The sequence below is a fragment of the Haloferax marisrubri genome (assembly GCF_001469875.2).
Classification (GTDB): Archaea; Halobacteriota; Halobacteria; order Halobacteriales; family Haloferacaceae; genus Haloferax; species Haloferax marisrubri.
Genome location: NZ_LOPW02000010.1, coordinates 366,850 through 386,271, shown reverse-complemented (window position 1 = coordinate 386,271; position 19,422 = coordinate 366,850). Strand labels below are relative to the sequence as shown.

22 protein-coding genes and 1 pseudogene are annotated in these 19,422 nt (G+C 55.6%); 8 read left to right on the top strand and 15 right to left on the bottom strand.

Annotation, left to right across the window (positions count from 1 at the left end; genetic code table 11):
- Positions 1-179: 179 nt before the first annotated feature.
- Complete coding sequence (locus AUR65_RS09080) at positions 180-2,360, bottom strand: ZmpA/ZmpB/ZmpC family metallo-endopeptidase-related protein (RefSeq protein ID WP_158250831.1); 2,181 nt, start codon at positions 2,358-2,360, stop codon at positions 180-182.
- 473 nt (positions 2,361-2,833) lie between these two features.
- Here AUR65_RS09080 and AUR65_RS09075 point away from each other — a divergent pair, with 473 nt between their 5' ends.
- Both AUR65_RS09075 and AUR65_RS19955 read left to right on the top strand, forming a co-directional pair.
- Positions 2,834-3,256, top strand: a complete 423-nt coding sequence (locus tag AUR65_RS09075; RefSeq protein ID WP_058566519.1) for an ester cyclase — start codon at positions 2,834-2,836, stop codon at positions 3,254-3,256.
- A 174-nt stretch (positions 3,257-3,430) separates the two neighbouring features.
- Complete coding sequence (locus AUR65_RS19955) at positions 3,431-3,601, top strand: hypothetical protein (RefSeq protein WP_199180584.1); 171 nt, start codon at positions 3,431-3,433, stop codon at positions 3,599-3,601.
- Between the two features lie 190 nt (positions 3,602-3,791).
- Here AUR65_RS19955 and AUR65_RS20195 read toward each other — a convergent pair.
- The 3 genes and pseudogenes from AUR65_RS20195 to AUR65_RS09065 form a co-directional block, all read right to left on the bottom strand.
- Positions 3,792-3,896 (bottom strand): annotated as a pseudogene (locus tag AUR65_RS20195) (type II toxin-antitoxin system PemK/MazF family toxin); the annotation flags it as partial.
- Positions 3,893-4,264, bottom strand: a complete 372-nt coding sequence (locus AUR65_RS09070) for a MarR family transcriptional regulator (protein ID WP_058566518.1) — start codon at positions 4,262-4,264, stop codon at positions 3,893-3,895. The gene AUR65_RS09070 and the pseudogene AUR65_RS20195, both read right to left, overlap by 4 nt.
- 259 nt (positions 4,265-4,523) lie before the next feature.
- Entirely contained in the window at positions 4,524-4,841 is a 318-nt protein-coding gene (locus AUR65_RS09065; RefSeq protein ID WP_058566517.1) for an RPA12/RPB9/RPC11 RNA polymerase family protein, read from the bottom strand.
- 1,140 nt (positions 4,842-5,981) lie between these two features.
- Here AUR65_RS09065 and AUR65_RS09060 point away from each other — a divergent pair.
- A complete protein-coding gene (locus AUR65_RS09060; protein ID WP_058566516.1) occupies positions 5,982-7,340 on the top strand; it encodes a Cdc6/Cdc18 family protein in 1,359 nt (452 codons plus the stop codon).
- 219 nt (positions 7,341-7,559) lie between these two features.
- Here AUR65_RS09060 and AUR65_RS19705 read toward each other — a convergent pair whose 3' ends face one another.
- The 4 genes from AUR65_RS19705 to AUR65_RS09045 form a co-directional block, all read right to left on the bottom strand.
- The gene (locus AUR65_RS19705) at positions 7,560-7,733 is read right to left on the bottom strand and encodes a hypothetical protein (protein ID WP_158250829.1); all 174 of its coding nucleotides are present in this window, start codon (positions 7,731-7,733) and stop codon (positions 7,560-7,562) included.
- 229 nt (positions 7,734-7,962) lie between these two features.
- Positions 7,963-8,418 (bottom strand): hypothetical protein, encoded by a 456-nt coding sequence (locus AUR65_RS09055; RefSeq protein WP_084816421.1) that lies wholly within the window; start codon positions 8,416-8,418, stop codon positions 7,963-7,965.
- Between the two features lie 35 nt (positions 8,419-8,453).
- On the bottom strand, positions 8,454-8,996 hold the full coding sequence (locus tag AUR65_RS09050; protein WP_058566515.1) for a DUF7342 family protein: 543 nt from the start codon (positions 8,994-8,996) through the stop codon (positions 8,454-8,456).
- Positions 8,997-9,102: 106 nt separating this feature from the next.
- Positions 9,103-9,639 (bottom strand): hypothetical protein, encoded by a 537-nt coding sequence (locus tag AUR65_RS09045; protein WP_058566514.1) that lies wholly within the window; start codon positions 9,637-9,639, stop codon positions 9,103-9,105.
- Positions 9,640-9,785: 146 nt separating this feature from the next.
- Between AUR65_RS09045 and AUR65_RS09040 the strand changes: the two genes are divergently transcribed.
- Positions 9,786-10,703 (top strand): NAD-dependent epimerase/dehydratase family protein, encoded by a 918-nt coding sequence (locus tag AUR65_RS09040; RefSeq protein ID WP_058566513.1) that lies wholly within the window; start codon positions 9,786-9,788, stop codon positions 10,701-10,703.
- 74 nt (positions 10,704-10,777) lie between these two features.
- On the opposite strand, the gene AUR65_RS09035 is transcribed toward AUR65_RS09040, so the two are convergent.
- The 7 genes from AUR65_RS09035 to AUR65_RS09000 form a co-directional block, all read right to left on the bottom strand.
- The gene (locus tag AUR65_RS09035) at positions 10,778-11,245 is read right to left on the bottom strand and encodes a type II toxin-antitoxin system VapC family toxin (RefSeq protein ID WP_084816411.1); all 468 of its coding nucleotides are present in this window, start codon (positions 11,243-11,245) and stop codon (positions 10,778-10,780) included.
- A complete protein-coding gene (locus AUR65_RS09030; RefSeq protein ID WP_084816410.1) occupies positions 11,238-11,522 on the bottom strand; it encodes an AbrB/MazE/SpoVT family DNA-binding domain-containing protein in 285 nt (94 codons plus the stop codon). The genes AUR65_RS09035 and AUR65_RS09030 overlap by 8 nt, the downstream gene beginning before the upstream one ends.
- 146 nt (positions 11,523-11,668) lie before the next feature.
- Entirely contained in the window at positions 11,669-11,902 is a 234-nt protein-coding gene (locus AUR65_RS09025) for a transcriptional regulator (RefSeq protein WP_084816409.1), read from the bottom strand.
- On the bottom strand, positions 11,895-12,329 hold the full coding sequence (locus AUR65_RS09020; protein WP_084816408.1) for a helix-turn-helix domain-containing protein: 435 nt from the start codon (positions 12,327-12,329) through the stop codon (positions 11,895-11,897). Before AUR65_RS09020 ends, AUR65_RS09025 begins: the two co-directional genes overlap by 8 nt.
- A gap of 94 nt (positions 12,330-12,423) precedes the next feature.
- Positions 12,424-12,834 carry a hypothetical protein gene (locus AUR65_RS09015; protein ID WP_058566632.1) on the bottom strand — a complete coding sequence of 137 codons (411 nt, stop codon included), beginning with the start codon at positions 12,832-12,834 and terminating at the stop codon, positions 12,424-12,426.
- A 297-nt stretch (positions 12,835-13,131) separates the two neighbouring features.
- Positions 13,132-13,779, bottom strand: coding sequence for a hypothetical protein (locus AUR65_RS09010; protein ID WP_058566510.1), 648 nt, complete (start codon positions 13,777-13,779; stop codon positions 13,132-13,134).
- 534 nt (positions 13,780-14,313) lie between these two features.
- Positions 14,314-14,550: a MarR family transcriptional regulator gene (locus AUR65_RS09000; RefSeq protein ID WP_058566509.1), complete on the bottom strand. Its 237-nt coding sequence runs from the start codon at positions 14,548-14,550 to the stop codon at positions 14,314-14,316.
- Positions 14,551-14,740: 190 nt separating this feature from the next.
- On the opposite strand from AUR65_RS09000, the gene AUR65_RS08995 reads away from it, so the two are divergent.
- The 4 genes from AUR65_RS08995 (at position 14,741) to AUR65_RS08975 (ending at position 18,889) form a co-directional block, all read left to right on the top strand.
- Positions 14,741-15,049, top strand: a complete 309-nt coding sequence (locus AUR65_RS08995) for a hypothetical protein (RefSeq protein WP_084816407.1) — start codon at positions 14,741-14,743, stop codon at positions 15,047-15,049.
- A gap of 429 nt (positions 15,050-15,478) precedes the next feature.
- A complete protein-coding gene (locus AUR65_RS08985) occupies positions 15,479-16,255 on the top strand; it encodes a glycosyltransferase (protein ID WP_199180582.1) in 777 nt (258 codons plus the stop codon).
- Positions 16,245-16,700 (top strand): GtrA family protein, encoded by a 456-nt coding sequence (locus AUR65_RS08980; protein ID WP_084816405.1) that lies wholly within the window; start codon positions 16,245-16,247, stop codon positions 16,698-16,700. The genes AUR65_RS08985 and AUR65_RS08980 overlap by 11 nt, the downstream gene beginning before the upstream one ends.
- 8 nt (positions 16,701-16,708) lie before the next feature.
- The gene (locus AUR65_RS08975) at positions 16,709-18,889 is read left to right on the top strand and encodes a glycosyltransferase family 39 protein (RefSeq protein WP_158250828.1); all 2,181 of its coding nucleotides are present in this window, start codon (positions 16,709-16,711) and stop codon (positions 18,887-18,889) included.
- Positions 18,890-19,422: the final 533 nt, after the last annotated feature.

Sequence of the window (19,422 nt, the reverse complement as noted above, 5' to 3'; positions counted from 1 at the left end):
CCAGCGTGGTGGCCGTTCACACGCACCTCCGGCGACCTGCGGTTGCAGCTCTCCGTCACTCGTGTTGGTGTGGCAGTTGTACAGCTGTTATTCACTCCTGTGGATGAGCGGAGAACCAGCCATCGCGTCCGGTACCATTCGGAGAGAGCGACGAAGGCCCACGGCACGGAGCCGCGAACTTAGGTCGTCGTCGTGTAGAACAATCGCTGGACGTCGACGATGTTGAACACCCCGTTTCCGGTGACATCGAAGCGCTCACTCTGCTCTGTGACCGCCTCGCTGTCCCGATGGGTGAAAAGCGCCTGCACGTCGGAGACGGTGACGTTGCCGTCGCCGTTGACGTCTTCGTACACGCCGTCACCATCCGGATCGGTCGGCGGTGATTCGAAGTCGCCGACCGGGTCGAGTGCGGCGAGTGGAACGGTATCGCCCGTCATCGACGTGACCGTGATTTCGTCGCCTCCTTCGGTCGAGACGTTCGCATCCGAGACGCTGACGACTGTGTCGCCCTCGTCGATGGTCGTCCCACTCTCAAGTGTAATCGTCGCGAGGGTCGGCGACTCGCTTTCGGTCGGTGTTCGGCCGACGACGCTCACCCGCGCGGTCGTGTTGTTACGACTGTACGTGGTGTTGGCGAACGCCGGCGACCCGGTGGCGTTTACTGCCGTTATCGTGACTCCCGACGCCTCGGGAACGGAAATCGTCGCCTCGTAGGCACCGATATCCGACGAGACGTTTCGCGCGACGAGTTCGGCTGTCGTCGTGCTATTCGGGCCGAGCGGGTCATCGACAACCGCAATCTCGAGGTCGACCGTCGGCGCAGTCGTTTCGTCGCCGACCGTGAGGCTGCGATTGAGGGTTGTCTGCGCCCCCGTCTCGTCACTCGCCGAGACGTCAAGCGTGTACTCGCCGGCGGCCGTGTCGACGTATCGCGTCGTGTAAACGTACGTCGACCCGTTTTGCGTCTCCGAGAACGCATCGAGCGTAATCGTCTCCTGGTAGACCGTCGAGGAACTCGCGAGGACGGCTTCGAGCGAGTCGAGCGAGTCGTTCGCCGTGACCGTGAGGACGAGGTCACTATCGACCAGCTCGGTCGTTGCGTTGAGTCCGAGCGGCGTGGGCTCGTCAGTCGCCGTGCTCGCGGAATACTCGTCGCCACGCACCCCGACGAGATCCGGGTAGGCTCCCGACTCAACCTGCCACGTCTCTGCGAAGTCCAACGCAGTCAGATTCGTCGTGGCCGCCTCGCCCGTCATCGCCGCGGTCGAGAACCCAACGCTTCCGTTGCCCGCCGCCGCAGAGGTCGGTTGGCCGGAGGTTTGTTCGTTCCAGTACGACCCGATGACCGAACTGCCGTAGTACAGGCCGCCGACGAGGCCGCCGACGGTTGACTCGCCGGACACGTTCGCCGTCGCGTACGAGTCGGCGACGACGCCGCTTTCGTAGTTACTCGACCCCACGAGCCCGCCGACGTAGTTCGTGCCGGACACGCGGCCGTGAGCGTGCGTCGCGGTGATGTTCCCCGAATTGTATCCGACGAGGCCGCCAGTCGCGACACTCGTGTCGTCGGTCGTTCCGACGACGGTCGCGTTCACCGCTGCGCGTTCGATCGTCCCGGGGTTCTGTGCGGCGATGCCACCGACGTACGTCCCACCGGTGACGTGCCCGGACACGACGACATTGCTGACGGTGCCTTCGTTTTCAGCAACGAGTCCGCCTGCGCTCCCGGGGCTCTCTACTGTGACCGTTGCATCGACGTGTTCGACTGTCCCGCCGTCGGTGGTCGCCACCATGCCGGCGACGGTCCCGCTGCCCGAGATCGACCCGCTGACAGTCACCTCGCGGACGACGGTGTCCGTTGCCGACCCGACGAGGGCGGCCGTGGTGAAGTCGCCGGTGATGGCGACGTCAGTCAGTTGGAGGTCCGTAATCGAACTTTCTGAGGCGTAGCCAACGAGTGCGACGCCACTCGTCGACGGCCGGTCGATCGTCAGCCCCTCGATGGTGTGATTTTCACCGTCAATCGTGCCCGTGAACGGCGTCGAGAACGTCCCGATTGGTTCGAATCCGGAGCCGTTGTTCCACGTCGCCGTCTCGGTCGCGTCGATGTCCGACCCAAGGACGTAGTGGGCATCGAGGTCGTCGCGAATCGCGGTCAGCCCAGAGGCGTTAGTGATGACGTACGGATTCACCTCGGTCCCGTTGCCGCTTATTGCGAGTGTCGTTTCTGTTGTTTCGAGGCTCGACTGTCCCGTGGGCTGTACTTCGTGGGCAACTGTCGTCGCGCCTGCAATCGGTGCGGTGGCCAGCAGGCCGCACAGCAACAGTACAATCGTAGTCTGCGTGAGTTTGTGTCCCATATATCGCTCTAGTGTCATCGCTGTTGGTTCCGTGCTCGACAACTCCCTCGTCGTGATACCGCGGACGCTATGTTCGTCGTGGGTACGCCGTCATTCGCCGTTGGTATCCCGACACAACCGGTTGTTGACAGACTTCCCACACCTAAACCTGTGGGACGCCCTAGTGGTTGCGCAGGTGTTGTTGCAGAACGGGTTCAGTCTGGGCCCCAACACGACCTCGATGTCCTATCGCTGACCCGCACGAGGCGCGTTGCCGACGAGCAGTCTCGGAGCGCGCGGACGTATCGAGAACCGATGAGACGAGGTGATCGCTCGGATGAATGTCTCGATTTCTGAAATGTCGCGCTGATTGCGTTGGCCACGACCACGAGTTGCCGCCGGTATCTGGTACGGACCTGGTTCTCGCTCCGCGAGAGCTATCTGACAACTATATGTTTATTTGACGCCTCCCTCTAGCCAGGGTGCTTTGACCGATGACCCCAATCGTCTCGACCAGACACGAACAGCCCATGAACGCCTACCTCGCGCTCTGGAACGGCGAAGACTCGAACACGGACGCCGTCTCCGAGTCGTTCGTCGCCTACGAGCCGAGCGCTCCCGGCGGTGAAGTCCACGGCCCGGCGGCGCTCGAAGCGTACGTCCGCGAACTCCGGACCGCATTCCCGGATTTCACAATCACGCCCGTGGCCCTCCTCGAAGACGCCGAGATGGTCATGACCGAGTGGACGGCAACGGGGACGCACGACGGCGTCTTCAACGGCCTCCCCCCGACCGGACGCACGTTCGAGCACAAGGGCATGTCCGCGTTCGTCATCGCCGACGGCAAAATCCAAGAAGAGCGGCTGTACTACGACCCACGGGAGATCGCCGATCAGCTCGGCTTCCTCGAGGAGTGAGCGTCCTGCTTAGGGTGACTCGAATCGGTGTGCTCACCGTTCGACGTCTCCGATTCCCACGGGCGGTTCGAGTCGTGGTGTGGCTCTTGACCTTTGGTCGCGTGGTCGGTCGAGAGCGTTGTCGGCGCGTGTCAGTCACGAACGACTTTCTCGCCGCGCTGCGATTGGTCACCTATGAGTTCGGACGACGACGGCGAGATGGATTCGGCGACGGTGGGTACCTGGATTGCGATCGGGACCGGATTCGGCGTCGCACTCGGCTTAGTGCTGGACAATCTTGCATTGGGAATCGCAATCGGTGTCGCAATCGGGGCGGGGCTGGGTGCCGGGTTGTCAATGCGGTAAGGGTGAGCAGGGTCAAGAACAGGTCACGCTGGTCATCGGCTCACGACTGAAGCCGTGGGCTTCCTCCTTGCATCTCTGTGACTTTTCTCCGGAAGCGCGGGGTGTGTTGCGCATCGACCCACCCATCTTCCTACGAGGAGGGAATCCCGGCCTTCAGGCCGGGAGGGAATCTGACAACTGTTGAACTAACCGAGAGAACCAACCACGGGCGCGAATCTCCCGCGTCTTTGAACGGGTCGTCACCATAGACGACGTCGCCGCGCTCGAAGAGCGGTTTCGACTCGTCGTCTGTCACCGCTCGTCCTCGACACTCGGATGCGGCTCATTCGGTGCGTGTTCATGCCACGCCTCCTTGTCTTCCTCACCGAGTTGGTCGTTGAACAGCGCAGTCGCCCGCTCGTATCCGCTGTAACCTTGGAGACGAGCGTCGTCAGTAGTCACCGCCCAGTACGTCGCCTTGTGTTCGACCAGGCCACGCTCCTTCAGCCGAGAGAGAGCTGTACTGACGGCCCCTTCGTCGAGTTCGGTTTGGGAGGCAATTTCGCGTGCTTTGAACGCGCGGTCTTCGTGCGCAGCGAGAAACCCGAGAACTTGATCAGGAGTAGAGAGCCCCTCCAACTCGTCCTCGGAGGCGTTCTCGAACGTTTCTCGGTCGATTGACATGGTCACTCGTAACTGGGCGTTCGAGTGATATAGACGTTCGGTATGATAATTGTGAAAACAGCGTGAGATATGAGATAAACGAGGCCTGTTGAAAGCCGGTGCTAGAACTCGCGTGTGGTGAACCGCCTCGGGGTCAAGCTCCGAGGCACTCGGCCTGCTCCGCCTGTAGACCACGGCGGCATGCAGCATCGCAGGGCAGTTGCGTCTCGTGGTGCTGGTGCTGACTCAATACTTCAGTAGCGAGGGGGGTGCCGAGAAGTCAGGAATCGCGCCACTTGTGGCCGCACTCGACGCACGTGAACAGCCGAACCTCGTATGACCCGCCGGGCTTCGGCATCATCTCGTAGTGTGCCCGGTCGCTGTCGCAGTCGTCCGCCGGGCAGGGCTCTTGCATCGTCTCGCCGGCTCCGTGGGTCGCGTCGGCCACGGCGGGTGCGCCGTCGTCTCGCTGTCCGTCCTGAATCGACATGGCTGCTTCCGCGTTCGCGTCCCGCGGTTCTTCGTGCTCGCAGGACCGACACACCCACGTGTCGCCCGCCGTGTGCATTATCGAGCCGCATTCGGAGCAGAATTGCATATGGAGTTTGAATATACGGCTGTCGAATATATGTGTTAATTTCCGATTCGTCGTCCAGGTGCCTCCTCGTGCTGACAGTACGGCCGACTCTCGTTACCCGGCTCTTCGGGCAGGTCGTCGCGTTACTGGGAGGTTTCACTCTTGAGAACAACAACGGTGCCGGAGCAGTCGAATATGTACTCCGAAGTTAGGAATCAAACTATAATAGTTTGAGCAATAATAGTTCCACCTCTAACTTTCCGAGTCAATCACGAAGGCGGAATCCCACGACGGTCGGTCTCTTCGCACACCGTGTTCGATTTGAATTCACGGCTTGAAACTCGGTTTGATGGGTGTCTGAGCCGGTATTGAGTGGTCGACGCTTCTCGACAGATTTCATTTCGACGACGGTGTGGGGTGACGATCTAGTCGGTCGTGGACTCGGTACCTCGATTGTGGTCACGAGGATACCGTATTCAAGCGTGGTAACCCACACCTCGTACCGAGTGACAAACAGGCGAGCGACGGCGTTGTGACGCCCGCAGTCGCAAAACGACATCACACAACTCGGACCAACGAGGACCACATCGCCGGCCATGCAAGAACGCCCGTAACTGTAGCCCCTGACGGTGCATAAAAAAGACCACCCTCCAATGTGTTCCGAGTGTTCTGTTTCTTTATATGCGACCCACACACCGTTTTGCAAGTGTTCTTCAGCACGTCGCGGGGTCAATGGTCATCCATGAGAAGGAGACACAGTGAGGGGGACCCACACCGTGATCGAAATGAAATCTCCTCAATCCGAGACCAATTGTTGGCACCCTCACACACCGTAATCGAAATGAATTTTCCGTCCAACTCCCGGAATAGGAGGGGTTCAACGCCTGTTTCAACTGATTCACCTACTGCCAGCCCATTTCATTTCGATTGTGGTGTGCTGTCGCTCAGTAATCGCTGTTTGAGTCCTCACCATGCCGATATCAGCTGTGTCAGCGCAGACCCGCTGTACATTTCATCTCGAACACGGTGTGGGGGTGGCGTTCTAACCCACCAGTTCCCAGCTTCTGCAGAATTCATTTCGACACCGGTGTATTCATTTCGAACACACCCCGTTCATTTCGAAAAGGGTTATTACGCCCTAGTCTAGATATCTAGTAACGAATGAAAACGGACGGCGGCGATACGACCGAGGGCGGGGGTGATGGGGACCACGGTCAAGACTCCGAGACGTCGATTGTCGACGATATTCTTGACGGCGAGAGCACGACGGTCTTTCGGAACAAGCAGTTGGTCGACCCGAATACCATCGTCGACCACGACCGCATCTACGGCCGTGACGAACAGTTAGCGGCCGAGGCCCGTGCGTTCCGCGACACCCTCGATGGTGAGCGTCCACCGGACCTACTTCTGTATGGGCCAAGTGGGACCGGAAAGAGCCTGACAGTAAAGGCTGTCGCGGAGAAGGTCAAAGACAGAGCGAGGCAGAACAGTATCAACTTCGACTTCGTCTCGGTGAATTTCAAAACGATGGAGTCACACACCCTTGACCGCGCTGTCTGGAAACTTGGCCACCAGACCGCAACGAAAGCGGGCGTCGCGTGGGAAATACCGCGCAAGGGTGTATCGACGGATGCGAAATATGTGCGCCTCTACGAAATCGTCGACGAACACTTCGATTCGCTCGTGTTCATTCTCGATGAAATCGACGCACTCACCGGACGTTCTACCGAGCCAGAACCGGCGTACTCTCGACTCCTGTATAGCCTGAGTCGTGTCATGGCCGAACAGCACGTTGAGACCCTTATCTCGACGGTCGTCATCACGAATCATCCGAAGTTCCGCGAAAACGTCGACAGCCGAACGGACAGTTCGTACAATCCGAACGGAATCCATTTCTCCGACTACGACGCGGACGAACTCATCGAAATCCTCAATCGGCGACGTGACGCGTTCAAAGAAAACGCACTCGATGAAGGCGTGATCGAACTCGTTGCTGCCTACGGTGCGAAGAACGAGGGTGACGCACGTCGTTCAATCGACCTGCTTCGAGACGCAGGTGAGCTTGCGAATCAAAACGGTGATTCGGTCGTCACCGCCGAGCACGTCCACCGTGCTAACGACTCTGTGTTGAAGAACCGCGTCCTCGAGATTGTCGACGGGATGACCGTCCAAAAGAAGCTGTCTCTGTACGCTGCAGCGATTGTCGCCGATGTCAATGGTGGTGTTGCGCCAAGTCCAGTCGTATACAGCATTTATCAAGTACTTTGTAATCACTCCTCGCGAGATATCTACACCCAAGAGACTGTCAACAGCCACCTCAACAAGGCGGGGACGTATGGTGTCCTCGAGAGTACTCGAACGAGTGGCGGGTTCAAACGCGGCGTCTACCTGCGGTTCGCGTTCTCCGAGCCTGTTGAAGCAGTCCTTGACACCTTAGAGGAGGACACTCCGTTTGCCGGACTCGACTCCTCGAAACTCCGGTCGGCAGCCAAGCGATCACTTGCGAACTCGTCGCGGTGAGTGGAAATCTCACCGACCTCTTGATTGAGGTTGAACTCGTCGAAGAAGTCCCGGACACGTCCCCGCGCCGGTACCGGGTCACAGATAGCAACGTCGTCCGAGAACTCTTTGAACTGAACAGCGCGCTCAATAGCGTCGATCGCGAGTAGAAACGACTCCCCCGGTATATTCCGAGTGTTCTCCTTCTGTTATTGCCAGCTCGGTGAGTACCGTCTTCGGCTACTTGTTCTGGAAGACGCCATCGGTACCGAGCGCCTCTGCCTTCTCGACTGCCTCGCGCTCACGCTCAATATCCTCGAGTAGATCGCCGATGAGAACCTTTGCAACGCCTTCGTCCAGTTCTCCGTCGAGGTACTGTTGGTGCAACTCAACTCGGTCTTTATTCGAGAGCACTTCCCCAGATCAATCGTTTCACGAATATATCTGTTGTGACCAGCCATCCGTGTCATGACAGACTACCCTGGTGACAGACTCAACCCCACGGTGAAGAAGGGGTTCGCTGTATGGTCACACCACACGTATCACATCGCCCGTAAGGTAATTTGAATAGTGGACTGACCACGTCTCTTCAGTCAAATCTGAGTTGTCGTTCTGGAGTACGTTGGTACGTCGAAATTGTTGCTCACGGGTTTGTGAGGTACGGCAGCTCGTACTGTCGTTCAAATTCATATTCTGTGGGGTATACCGGTGCTGTCGTCTCCGCCCATACCTCGTTAACTCGCGCTTCGATCGTCTCGAAGACGAGTCGGAGTACGTCGTTCATGTCGGCAGGGTATTCCGCGTCAAGTGCGGTCGTTTCGCTGGGACGTGGTGGGACGTGGAAGTGGTCGTCCGTGTTGTGTGTATTCGGATGACGGTCCCATCGACAGACCCAGCGGTCACCGGCCCACCGTTCGCGATATGATAGATTGAACTCGCCATTCAACCGGAGTCGAAGCTCAAGCGCCGCAGCGTCAACCACGTCTGGATAGTACGTCTCCTCGAACGATGCAACAACACGGTCTGGTTTTTCGAGGGGGAAATAGTGGACCGACTCAACCATCGAAAGCGCTGCGAGACGAGAGCCAAGCAGCCGCATTCGTTCTTCGTTGAGGTCATCACGCCGACCCATCGCTAGGGGAACGGCGATGCAGCGCTGTGACCACCATCGGTGTCGAGTCGGAGTTTCGCCTCTCGAAGTTCTCGGAGCCGACGGGTGACCGTTCGCCACTCACGCAGGCGCTCTGCCGCGTCGTCGTCGCGAGCAGCAATCCCAGCGTACGCGACCGCGTCCGGTGACGGTTCGTCGAAGTGCGCTGCGAGTTCGCGCTCGCGGGTTCGATACTCGTCAATCGCCTCAGCGACCGCCGCGGACGTCTCGAACTCGCGAATCAGTTCGGTGACCCGACGAAACTCGAAGTACGCCTCGTTCCGAACGAACAATGCAGGGTTGTCAGCGACCTTCTCGAGGACGCCGAGATCGACGAACCACTCTAGGTGGGGGCGAGCACCCTCTTTCGTGCAATCAGCGCGAGCCGCGATATCCGCGACAGTCGTTGGTGTGGTGAGCGTCGTGGCCGCCTCGTACACACGGTCTTTCACAGTCCGCTGTGTAACGGCGCGTTCCCACTCCTCGGTGAGGTTCGCGTCCGGGGGCGTCGGCGTCTCGTCGGTCATGACCGGTGCTATGTGGCCCGCCAATATTACTTTGTGGGTGCACATATATCTGAGTTATCCATTGTTTTGCGCGTCGTGCTGCATGTCGATCTCGGTCAGCACCCACTCAGTCTGTCGGCGTCCGGTTTTCAATCGCAACGAGCGATTCATCGAGCGCCCGGAGTACGTCGCGATTTGCTGGTGCATCGCCCCACGAGTACCGAGACGTTGTGGTATTGAGGCCGACTTTTGCACCGACGACGAGCGTTGGGCTTGGTTCGCTCTCGGAGTATCCCTGCGTGTCGAACACGTCTCTGAACGCGTCGCTTCGAACCCACGACAGCCACGTTGTTTCAGCCTTTTCGCCGAGGAGTGCAAGCACACGGTCGTCGGTCAGCCACTCAACCGCCTGTGTGGCATCAATGTTTGTGTCATCGGGGAGGACGAGTAGGTCGGCGTTATGGGGTGCGCTCACCGTCTCGATTTCTGCAGGGATTGAGGGGTCGACTCCATCGGCGACGTAGACTGGCGTCACGTCAAGTCGCTCGTACGTCGGTTGCTCTGTGTCCTGATCGTCCGGTGGGAGGGCCGAACACCCAGCGAGTGAACTGAGGGCGGCAATGCCGCACGCACGGAGGGCGTTCCGGCGGGTGTACTGTTGCATGGAATCGAGTTAGTCGAGGGAACTGAAAATGTGTTGGATGGCTAACTAGGTTCGGTTGGTTCCCGCAGGCGAACCGCGGTCGTCTCTCATCTGGTGGATGGACACGCACGCGATAGGTTCTTGTCACTTGACGAAAGCAACCACGTATGGACGGCAAACGAGTCCTCGTTACTGGCGGGGCCGGTTTTATCGGTTCGAATCTCGCAAATCATCTTGCGGAAGACAACGACGTCATTGCAATCGACGACCTCTATCTCGGGACGCCCGAGAATCTGGATGATGCCGTGGAGTTCCACGACATGACGGTCCTCGACGACGACCTCCCGACCGAGGGCGTCGACGTGGTGTTCCATCTCGCGGCGCTGTCGTCGTACAAGATGCACGAGGAAAACCCGACGAAGGGCGCTCGTGTGAACATCGAAGGCTTCGTCAACACGGTCGAACAGGCCCGGAAAGACGGGTGCGACACGGTTGTGTACGCAACGACCTCGTCGATCTATGGCTCGCGGACGGAACCCTCGCCGGAAGACATGCCCGTGGAGTCGCGGACGGGCTACGAAGCGTCGAAGTTAGGCCGTGAGCGCTACGCGGAGTACTTCCACCACCACTACGACATGCAACTGGCTGGCATGCGCTTTTTCTCGGTGTACCAGGGCTTCGGTGGCGCAGAAGAACACAAAGGCGAGTTCGCGAATACGGTCGCGCAGTTCACCGACAAAATCGCCAATGGTGAGTCGCCGGAGCTGTTCGGTGATGGGTCGCAGACGCGTGACTTCACCCACGTGGATGATATCGTTCGGGGGATCGAACTCGCCGCAGAGGAACGACTCCAGGGCATCTACAACCTCGGGACTGCCGAGAGTTACTCGTTCAACGAGATGGTCGACATGATCAACGACGTGCTTGGGACGGATGTGGAGCCTGTGTACGTCGAGAACCCCTTCGAGGTGTACGTCCACGACACGAAAGCAGACTACTCGAAGATTCACGAGGCGACCGGGTGGGAGCCCCAGATGTCGTTCGAAGCGGGTGTCGAGCGGGTTTGTCAGCCGTATCTCGACTGACGAAGGAGTTCGTGGTTCGGCTGGAGGGTTTGCGTTTGATTTTCGAGGTGATCAGAGACGGTTTATTCTGGGAGTCAGTTTCCAAGAAACCGGTTCAGTTCGGTAAATTCGTCGGGTGAGAGAACGACCTCAGTATCGAACGCATCAAATCGTTCGAAGTCATCATCAATCGTCAACACAGTATTCACTCCTTGGTCAATCGCTACCTGAGCATAGTAGCCGTCCCATCCACCAACGTTTGCATCACTCGCCTGAGAGAGCCCACCCCGAACTACGTCTTCGGGCATCTCGTCGTACCAATGGATTCGTTGTGCATCCATGAAATTCTGTAGGAGCTGAGATGCGTCTGCGTTTGAGCGCCCGTAGTACGTTGTCAAGACGGTGTGTGCTCCGAATACCGCAGGATATGGAACAACAGCATCGATGTCGCCAACGATGGCGTCTCGGACATACGAGAGCGCAGCATCACGAACCGGGGCATCGGTATGTGCGAGGGCAATTACACCGACATCAAATAGATAGGGTCCACCAGCGTCACTCATCGCAGTGTTTCTCCGCTCCCTTTCGAACCGCATCTCTGTGCTTCTGGGCAATTGGGTCGGCCCCTTCGATACGCGGCGTCGTCTCTTCTCGCTTCGAAGACGTTTCCGCAATGAGTTGCTCCATGCGGGCGAGAATTTCGTCGGGGTCGTCTCTCGGTTCAACAACTGCTTTCCCGTCTTCTTCGTGGATGTCTACTTCTGTGCCGGGCGCAATACCGAGACGCTCTCGTACATCCTTTGGGAGGACGACTCGCCCTTTTGAGTCTACCTTGGTCATATTCCCACATAGAGTGGGAATAGACGTATTCGTTTTGGTCAGAGCACTCCGTTCGGCGCGCCTTCGAATTCGAAGCACTCGCTCACGCGCAATCGCTGGCGGTCTGCGTGCCGAGTCTTCCAGAACGTTCGTACCGAGGACGGCCTTCAGTTGTCAGTTCGGGCGTCGTGTACGAGTTGGTTAATCTCGTCCATCGAGCATTCGCGTTCGTTGGCACGTTTTTCTACACGCCCCTGGAACTCCGTGACTGGCGGCAACCCGATTTTCATTAGTACGAGTCCGAAATCGGTCGGCACGATCATCAAGTTTCGTTCTCTCTCAAGATCGAACTGCTCGCGGGGACGGCTTGGAATTGTGATGCAGAGTTCGACGTTACTCATCTACTTCGGCTTCCAGCTCTGCGAGTTCTGCATCGAGTTCCTCGTCGGTGCGACCGCCTCCGATTTGTCTGTCGGGTTCTTCGGGAGTGGCGTCCGCATCACGGTGGTGACCGAACAGTCGATCGACTTGGTTGAGACTGGAGACGTACCGCCGGATGCCGTCTCGTTCGCTCAGCGCGTAGTAGTAGCCGTCATCCGTTTTTCCGATGTAGTCGTCGTCGTAGAGACGCTTGAGTGTGGTCGTAGCGGTCCCTCGAGGGATGTCAAGTGCTTCCTTGAGCTCCTGGGGGGAGTATCCCCACTCAGAATTTTGGTACAGGTACGCCACGAGATCCGATTCCGTGGTCCCTGGCCGAAGACTGAGTTCAGCGTCGTGATGTTTGAGGGGGACCGGCATGATGTACTCGAATATAGTCGAGTGTGACATAGAGACGTTTCGGTCAGTTCTCTGGTCACAGTGAGCGATTCAGACGGGCAGAAGGGAGTCCAGATGTGGTGTCTTGGCCCGTGGCTTCGACGGCTCACCTCGCCTCGCGTCGGTCCGCGGAGTACGCATACAGATAGGTACACACGAGAATCGCCGCGCCAAGGCCGACCATATTCTGCAGGAGATCTGTGACCGTCACGACGAACATGAGCGAAAACACGCCGTAACACCCGAGGCCGGCAAAGAGACACATCGTAAACCGCTTTCGAACCCAGTACAGTTCGTGTTCGCGTTTCTGTGGGAGGCCATCAACCACCGGCCAGTACGACCCCGCGATGAAGCCGACCGCAATTGCACACACGAACAGCAACAACAGGGCTTGCGCATTCCCCCCCAGTAGCTCACTCGGCGTCCAGTGGGTGACGGCACTCACGACGAGGATCGACGCGCTCCCGACCGTTGGAGATGCGATGGCGGCAATCCCAGCACCCTGGCAGGCGGCCATGAATCGAGTCAGCGGGTCTGGACGAGTGGGACCGTACGATTCGACCGACATCGTGAGCGAATCCACTCGCGGCTCGTAGTTGGCTATTACGGCAGGATGGCCAACCGATTTTCATCACACCCGTTGTGATCTGTCTCGGTTGACTCGAAGCCTCCAAATCGTTGTATTCGGTCACACTACCTTTGTCCACAGGAGGGGTTTCTCGGGTGCTGCTGCTAGCTTGGGGGGCTGTACCCGCGGTGGGTGTCGACCGCGCGGCGGCGTGGAGTCGGTTATCGACTGGTGATCACACGCTCGCTATCGCCACCCCATCACAACTTCCGTGATGCTACTTCTCCCCGACGACGGTGCTGTCTCCGCGAGTTCCGAGACAACGTGTTCGGAGAAGATGACGCGTTTGGTCCCGCGACGTTTCACAATCTTCACACCTTCTTTCCCGAGGTCGTCGAGAAAGTCCATCACGCGACTGACGGTCTGGGTGTGGGGGGTGCGGCCTTCCTTTGCGTGGAGGACGGTGCGAATGGTACTCGAGTCGAGTGCGAAGCCCGCAGGGACGTTCGTGGCGTACTCTGTGATGTCCTTGGCGATGAAGCGAGCGCGTTCCTGGTTGGCGGTGAGCTTCGAGAGTGCCTTCGAGGGAAGTCGGATGAGTTGTTGGAGTGGCGAGAGACTTGTGTTGGGTTCGTCGTTGGGGGTGTCTTCGGATTCCACAGCGTAGAGTCGCTGTTGGAGATGCTTGCGGTGGTCCGTTGCGGCGTCGAGTTCGGCTTCGAGTTCTTGGGTGCGGGTTTCGTAGTCAGCGAGTTGGTCGCGTTGGGACGCGATTGTCTCTGCTTGGGCATCGACAGTCGCTTCGAGTTGTTCGGTGTCGGCCTCGAGTTCGTCGACGCGGTCTTCGAGTTCGTCGATTCGGGCGGCGAGGTCTTCGATGGAGGGCTTGGTCATTTGTGGCCCTCCGTGCGGCGTGGCTGTGCGACGAGACCTTTTTGCGTGGGTGGTGTGTTCGGAGACATGCGGTTGGGGTTAGACCGCACCGGGTCCGTGCTACAACACGGGTCCTTTCTGAGAGGACCAGTAATCCGGTGAGTCGTTAGATCACTCCATGCAATCGACCTACTTCAATCTGTTTACTAATAAGTAAACAAATAACACCTGATAGTGTATATTGTGTTATACATCGGTTCGGTTAACACGATAGTATTGATTGCTCCGGTATGCGCAAACGGGGGGAATGGATGAAGCCGACTGACGACCAGATTCTTGAGATACTGGGTGATTCTGGTCTTGTACTCTCACCGAGCATAATCGCGTTCAATGCTGGATTCACTCGAACACACGTGAATAATCGGTTGTCAGAGTTCGCAGAAAGGGGACTTGTGAACCGGGTTGAGAGAGGAAAATACGAGATTAGCGAAATCGGACGTGGCTATCTATCCGGAGATGTCGACGCATCCGAACTGTAGTATCTGAACGCTGCGCTTAGTCTTCTCGCGGATCACTCACGAATTCGAAGAGCCGAGTTGGTTCGTGGACCAGTTTCACGTAGCCGCGAGCCTCGAGTACTTCGAGGCGATTATACACACTGTTTCGTGAGTACCCGGTCTCATCGACGAGATAGCCTTTCGTCGCAATGCCCCACGGATGATCGCCATCGCGTCCTCGCTTGAGCACGTCGAGAATCGCTTTGTCAGTCCCAGTAAGGTTTGAGGCGCTCATAGTCGCAGTTAGACCGTGATATAGTATAAACCATGGCGTTATCAATGTTTATTTTGTCTTGGCATAATGCATAGTATTAAGTTGCTCAAGAATAGAGTTGTAACTGAGAAGTACCGGGTTCGCCTTTCGCAGAAAGGCCACGTGCTGGAACACGTGACCGGGTGGCTTCTCGATTGGAGCAAGAAAGCCAATGTCAGCTACGAACTCCGCGACACAAGAGCGTACCGTATCGCTAGCCGAACAACTCACCAACGCCCTCGCACGCTCGTTTACGCTTGGGATCGACGCCGAGGGATTCACACATCACTACTTCCGTCCGGCCGACGCCGTCGTCGTCTTTGATGGCCGTACACTCGATCACTACCAACCACTCGATGGCCGGCCACTTCGCGAGTGGAAGGCGTTCGTCTCCCAGAAGCGTGGGTGGGCTTCGATGGGCCAGCTTGCACACCTCGGGCTTCGAGTAGATACCGAGCGGAAGGAGAACCCACGCGCATGAGTGCCCACGAAGAATTGGAGATGCACCTCGCCCAAGCGCTGACGCGAACGACTGAGCCAGAGGTGCAGGCGCATCTGCACGCCGCGTTAGAGTCTTGTCAGGAGTTGCCGACGACGCTCGTGGCGTGTCCCGCGTGTGGTGCGGTGGGTCTGCCAGAACGGATTCAGATTCACGACTGTCGGTAAGGGAGTAGATATAGGGCAATAACAGAAGCGAGGCGTTGATCACTACACAAGGAATTTTCCCGGGCCAAAGGCAAGATTAGTTAATAATTACACTATGTGGCACCGATATATAATACATTAAACAATAAAATGAATACATATCAACAATTCACACTATCCGGTAGACTTTAGTCGCCTGTTCATAGAACTGGCAGACATCCTATGTCTGATGTTAGGGTGTGGAAATACAGAGGTGAGTCTGGCTGTGACATCTGAACGATCTGTCGGGATTGTCATTCCCGCATATGATCCGGACATTTTGACCTTAGAGCGATACATCAAAGATATTCGCCAGGCTCTCTCACCAGATGCCATTCGGGTTGAAATTGATGCGCCACGAAAATCACACGTAGATAGACTCAACGATGTCGCAGAGGTTAACACATCGAATAATCGTCGCGGCAAGGGAAGTGCGATCATGGAAGGGTTCGATGCGCTCAATACGGACATCTTAGCGTTTGCTGATGCAGACGGGTCGGTTCCCGCGTCGTCTCTCGACGATATTATCTATCAAATAAGGAAAGGGACCACCGATGTCAGCATCGCGTCCCGCCGCCACCCCTCTTCGCACATCGTCGCACACCAAACAGTAGTTCGCCGATTGCTAGGAGACGCATTCGCATTCGCAGCTCGAAAAATGCTCCCCACCCAGTGTCGAGATTACCAGTGTGGTGCAAAAGCCGTAAAAAGTGAAGCGTGGGAAGCTGTTGGACACCATTGCTACGAACCAGGATTTGCATGGGACCTAGAGTTTGTCTCTGTCGCAGGGTCACTCGGATACGAAATCGCTGAGGTTCCAGTTGACTGGGAAGACCATCCAGATTCGACAGTTAGCCCATTTTCGACATCGGTTGAGCTAGCGACTGCTCTTATCGACGTCAAGCGACGTACTGACGCAATCGACACCAGTCCACGATTCCGTAATGTGAAGAAAACGGAACGGTCGAAACTCATGAAGCTCGAGGAAGAGGATGGCGATTGAATCCAAGTTGGATATCCTTATTGACCACACACGGATTAGCAGATTCGTCTCCGTCGGCATCGTTGGTGCAACGATTGAGACAATTATCGTTGCTATCCTAACTGGGTTTTTAGGGATTAACCCATTAGTAGCGAAAGCGGTTGGCGCTGAAACTTCAATTTCGACGATGTTCGTCGTCAATGATCAATGGACGTTCGCTAATGTAGGAGGTTCCAGACTAGTTTTGGTCGTACGCCGATGGATAAAATCACATGCTGTTCGAGTAGTCGGGCTTTCAGTTGCGTTTTCAGTACTGTACCTGTTGACGTCGGTTGTTGAATTCTCAATTCCTGTCGCCGGGGTTGAACTCTGGCCAACCGTCGCAAACCTCACAGGAATTGGTGTTGGTATGTCAATTAATTATATAGCAGAGAGTCTGTTCACTTGGCAAGTAGATTCAAAATGAGGGATTCAATGACAAACGTAAGTATTCGCCGGGTGGAAGAGATTACGGGCGTACCGAAAGAGACATCGGAAACATCGCGGGAGTATCTTAAACGGGTGGGAGATCTAGCGGAGATTCCCCACGAGGAAATCTCACAGATCATCACAATTTTTGAGCAGGCACAGTTTAGCCCAGACGGCTCACTTGGGCAAGAAAAGATAGCTCAGGTTGACGATTTCTACGCCAATATTGAGAATCTCATTCAAAGCAACATTCCAGAGACAGGGGTGGCTAACAAAACAGACGGAAGTGATTTTGAGAAGACATCAACCGATGTCCATACACAGGTAGGAACCGCAAAAAACGGCAGGGGTTCAGACAAGAACGTCACAACAGAAACCTCTTCCGTGGCGAAGAACCAGCTACGGCATCAAGACACACCTAGCAACGCTACGTATAACCGGTATAGCCATCTGCGTTCGGCCTTGTCTGATGAATTCAAACCAATTGTACAGCAATTAAATGCTGTTGTTGACGAGGTAATTAACTGGTTCTTCCGAACATCCTACGATGTTGTCTTCGCGGTGAGCATCTTCTTCATTGGTTCTTTCTTTTATTTGAGAAATTTGGACAAACGCGCTCTGAGAAATTGGGACGAAGGGATATATGCAAATGCGGCGCAGCATATGGCCCAGAACGGCAATTGGCTGGTACCACATATAGAGGGTGGATTAGGTCCAACCGCTATTCATCCCTTCCTTGAAAAAACACCATTATCGATTTGGTTCCAAGCGATTTCGATGGAGATATTCGGGATCGGTGTGTTTGCGGCACGCTTGCCGTCTGCCTTATTAACGATACTTACTGCTGTCGTTGTATACTTTGTTGGGAGAGAGATGAAGTCTCGAATAGTAGGGCTTACTGGGGCCGCGATCTTCCTTTCAACACCATATGTTTATGTCGGTAATAATGCAGGAAGAGCAGCTGCAACAGATATACCACTAGTCTTCTTTGGAACTTGTTTTGTCGTACTCACTTGGCTTGTTTCTCGTCGCGACAACCAACGTCTCATCCCTGTTGTTTGTCTCGCTGCAGCATTAGCGGTTCTCTCGAAAGGCTTTGGTGCCGCCCCGTTCGTATTCGTTGTTCTTCCACTTGTAGCTACGAGTCCGCGGGACTTCACCAGCAAAAAAATGTTGAAGTCTGTTGTAGGGTTTTTGTGTATCATCATACCGTGGCCAGCATATATGTGGTTACAATTCGGGGATGAGTTCATCTATGAGATATTTATTTCACAAGTCCTTCAGCGGGCTACTGGGTCCTCATTTAGTGCGCAGTCTGGCACGATATTTGATTTCATGCGATTTCCATACCTCAATTATTTCCCAACGTTCTTCGATCCATGGGGATACTTTCTTTTACCCGCAACAGTCGGGTTACCCTTGGTCACCATCGTCCAGAAGCGCTACTCTGAATTGAAAGACCAGATCTTCCTCTTGTGGTGGACAGGGGTTGTCATCGGGTTTTACTCTCTCACAGGGAACCACGGATGGTATATCTTGCCTGCGTACGTTCCTGCTGCTCTCTTTGTAGGGTGGTTGTTCAACTACATCATCGAAGGAGATCTAATTGCACTTGGAACAACATTAATTGGACTTTTGCTTGCAAGTGTACTGTCGTTCAGGTCTACATTGCCAACGAGTGCGCAAGGAACAGATATTCTACCAGTTCATGGTTTTTCGGAAGGTGTTCTGTTCTATATGGCGATGGCAGCAGTTGTAATACTGTTAGCTGGGTATAGACGGTTTGGCGAAGTCGCGAAGAACAGATTATCGCGTGACGACTTCCATGTCGTCTCACATGTTGTACCAGTACTATGTGTTGTGTGCGTTTTATTGGTACTCATGGGACCTACCCCTGGTTGGGGAGGTAGTGACCAAAGCGTTGGTGAATCAATAGATCAGAATGTCCCTAATGGAGAGTTAGTCTCATTGAGCGACCAACTGATCGGTGAGGGTGTCAAGTTCTCACTCGCATTTTATGCTACAAACCCTATAGACCACGCTTCGGTTAGCGAGATGAATAAGGATTCAGATATTAGATATGCGGTGATTCACAAACCAGAAGAACAGGGATTGGAGAGAGAGTACGAAGTGCTTGATCGAGTGAACTCAGGAGAGACGTATCTGATAATCCGACTCACATCTTAGGGCATTCCGTTGAAGTCCAAGAAGTGGTTGCTGATCCGTCATCATTGGCACAATTGAGTATTTTCAGACCTCGCCTCAGCTCGTGTCGATTACCGTCTCTCACTTCATGCCTCACAGAAGCGTAATTGTTCGTGCTTATCTGCCGAAAAGGTAGTCCGTTCAGCACCACCTCGGTATCGTACTATACCCTAGTTTTCGTGTGTCGATTTCTTTGTATCAAGTACAGCTGTGGGTCACACCGGTCATGTTAGAACCCTTTGACTTCAGAAAACCTGTCAACGGGGGTGGAATCCAATAAGACTGTATTACTCCAGAGTAGGCACAAAAGCAACTAGAGCAAGTAGTGGGTGCCACGAGATGATTGAATTCACGTGTACCTCAGAAAAGACTTTTCGCACGTCTGCAAGCCGGGAGCAGCAGCATGAGTACTTCTGGGGATACATGATGTAGATTCCAATGTGAAATCACCCATTTTATAAATCTTTGAGTCTTTCCAAGGCAGTCCATGCAAGAGCGTAATAAAACAGACTAGT

What these genes read in the sequence shown, in the direction of transcription:
- AUR65_RS09080 (WP_158250831.1), bottom strand. Translation starts at nt 2,360, where the DNA reads ATGGGACACAAACTCACGCAGACTACGATTGTACTGTTGCTGTGCGGC.
- AUR65_RS09075 (WP_058566519.1), top strand. Translation starts at nt 2,834, where the DNA reads ATGACCCCAATCGTCTCGACCAGACACGAACAGCCCATGAACGCCTAC.
- AUR65_RS19955 (WP_199180584.1), top strand. Translation starts at nt 3,431, where the DNA reads ATGAGTTCGGACGACGACGGCGAGATGGATTCGGCGACGGTGGGTACC.
- AUR65_RS09070 (WP_058566518.1), bottom strand. Translation starts at nt 4,264, where the DNA reads ATGTCAATCGACCGAGAAACGTTCGAGAACGCCTCCGAGGACGAGTTG.
- AUR65_RS09065 (WP_058566517.1), bottom strand. Translation starts at nt 4,841, where the DNA reads ATGCAATTCTGCTCCGAATGCGGCTCGATAATGCACACGGCGGGCGAC.
- AUR65_RS09060 (WP_058566516.1), top strand. Translation starts at nt 5,982, where the DNA reads ATGAAAACGGACGGCGGCGATACGACCGAGGGCGGGGGTGATGGGGAC.
- AUR65_RS09055 (WP_084816421.1), bottom strand. Translation starts at nt 8,418, where the DNA reads ATGCGGCTGCTTGGCTCTCGTCTCGCAGCGCTTTCGATGGTTGAGTCG.
- AUR65_RS09050 (WP_058566515.1), bottom strand. Translation starts at nt 8,996, where the DNA reads ATGACCGACGAGACGCCGACGCCCCCGGACGCGAACCTCACCGAGGAG.
- AUR65_RS09045 (WP_058566514.1), bottom strand. Translation starts at nt 9,639, where the DNA reads ATGCAACAGTACACCCGCCGGAACGCCCTCCGTGCGTGCGGCATTGCC.
- AUR65_RS09040 (WP_058566513.1), top strand. Translation starts at nt 9,786, where the DNA reads ATGGACGGCAAACGAGTCCTCGTTACTGGCGGGGCCGGTTTTATCGGT.
- AUR65_RS09035 (WP_084816411.1), bottom strand. Translation starts at nt 11,245, where the DNA reads ATGAGTGACGCTGGTGGACCCTATCTATTTGATGTCGGTGTAATTGCC.
- AUR65_RS09030 (WP_084816410.1), bottom strand. Translation starts at nt 11,522, where the DNA reads ATGACCAAGGTAGACTCAAAAGGGCGAGTCGTCCTCCCAAAGGATGTA.
- AUR65_RS09025 (WP_084816409.1), bottom strand. Translation starts at nt 11,902, where the DNA reads ATGAGTAACGTCGAACTCTGCATCACAATTCCAAGCCGTCCCCGCGAG.
- AUR65_RS09020 (WP_084816408.1), bottom strand. Translation starts at nt 12,329, where the DNA reads ATGTCACACTCGACTATATTCGAGTACATCATGCCGGTCCCCCTCAAA.
- AUR65_RS09015 (WP_058566632.1), bottom strand. Translation starts at nt 12,834, where the DNA reads ATGGCCGCCTGCCAGGGTGCTGGGATTGCCGCCATCGCATCTCCAACG.
- AUR65_RS09010 (WP_058566510.1), bottom strand. Translation starts at nt 13,779, where the DNA reads ATGACCAAGCCCTCCATCGAAGACCTCGCCGCCCGAATCGACGAACTC.
- AUR65_RS09000 (WP_058566509.1), bottom strand. Translation starts at nt 14,550, where the DNA reads ATGAGCGCCTCAAACCTTACTGGGACTGACAAAGCGATTCTCGACGTG.
- AUR65_RS08995 (WP_084816407.1), top strand. Translation starts at nt 14,741, where the DNA reads ATGTCAGCTACGAACTCCGCGACACAAGAGCGTACCGTATCGCTAGCC.
- AUR65_RS08980 (WP_084816405.1), top strand. Translation starts at nt 16,245, where the DNA reads ATGGCGATTGAATCCAAGTTGGATATCCTTATTGACCACACACGGATT.
- AUR65_RS08975 (WP_158250828.1), top strand. Translation starts at nt 16,709, where the DNA reads ATGACAAACGTAAGTATTCGCCGGGTGGAAGAGATTACGGGCGTACCG.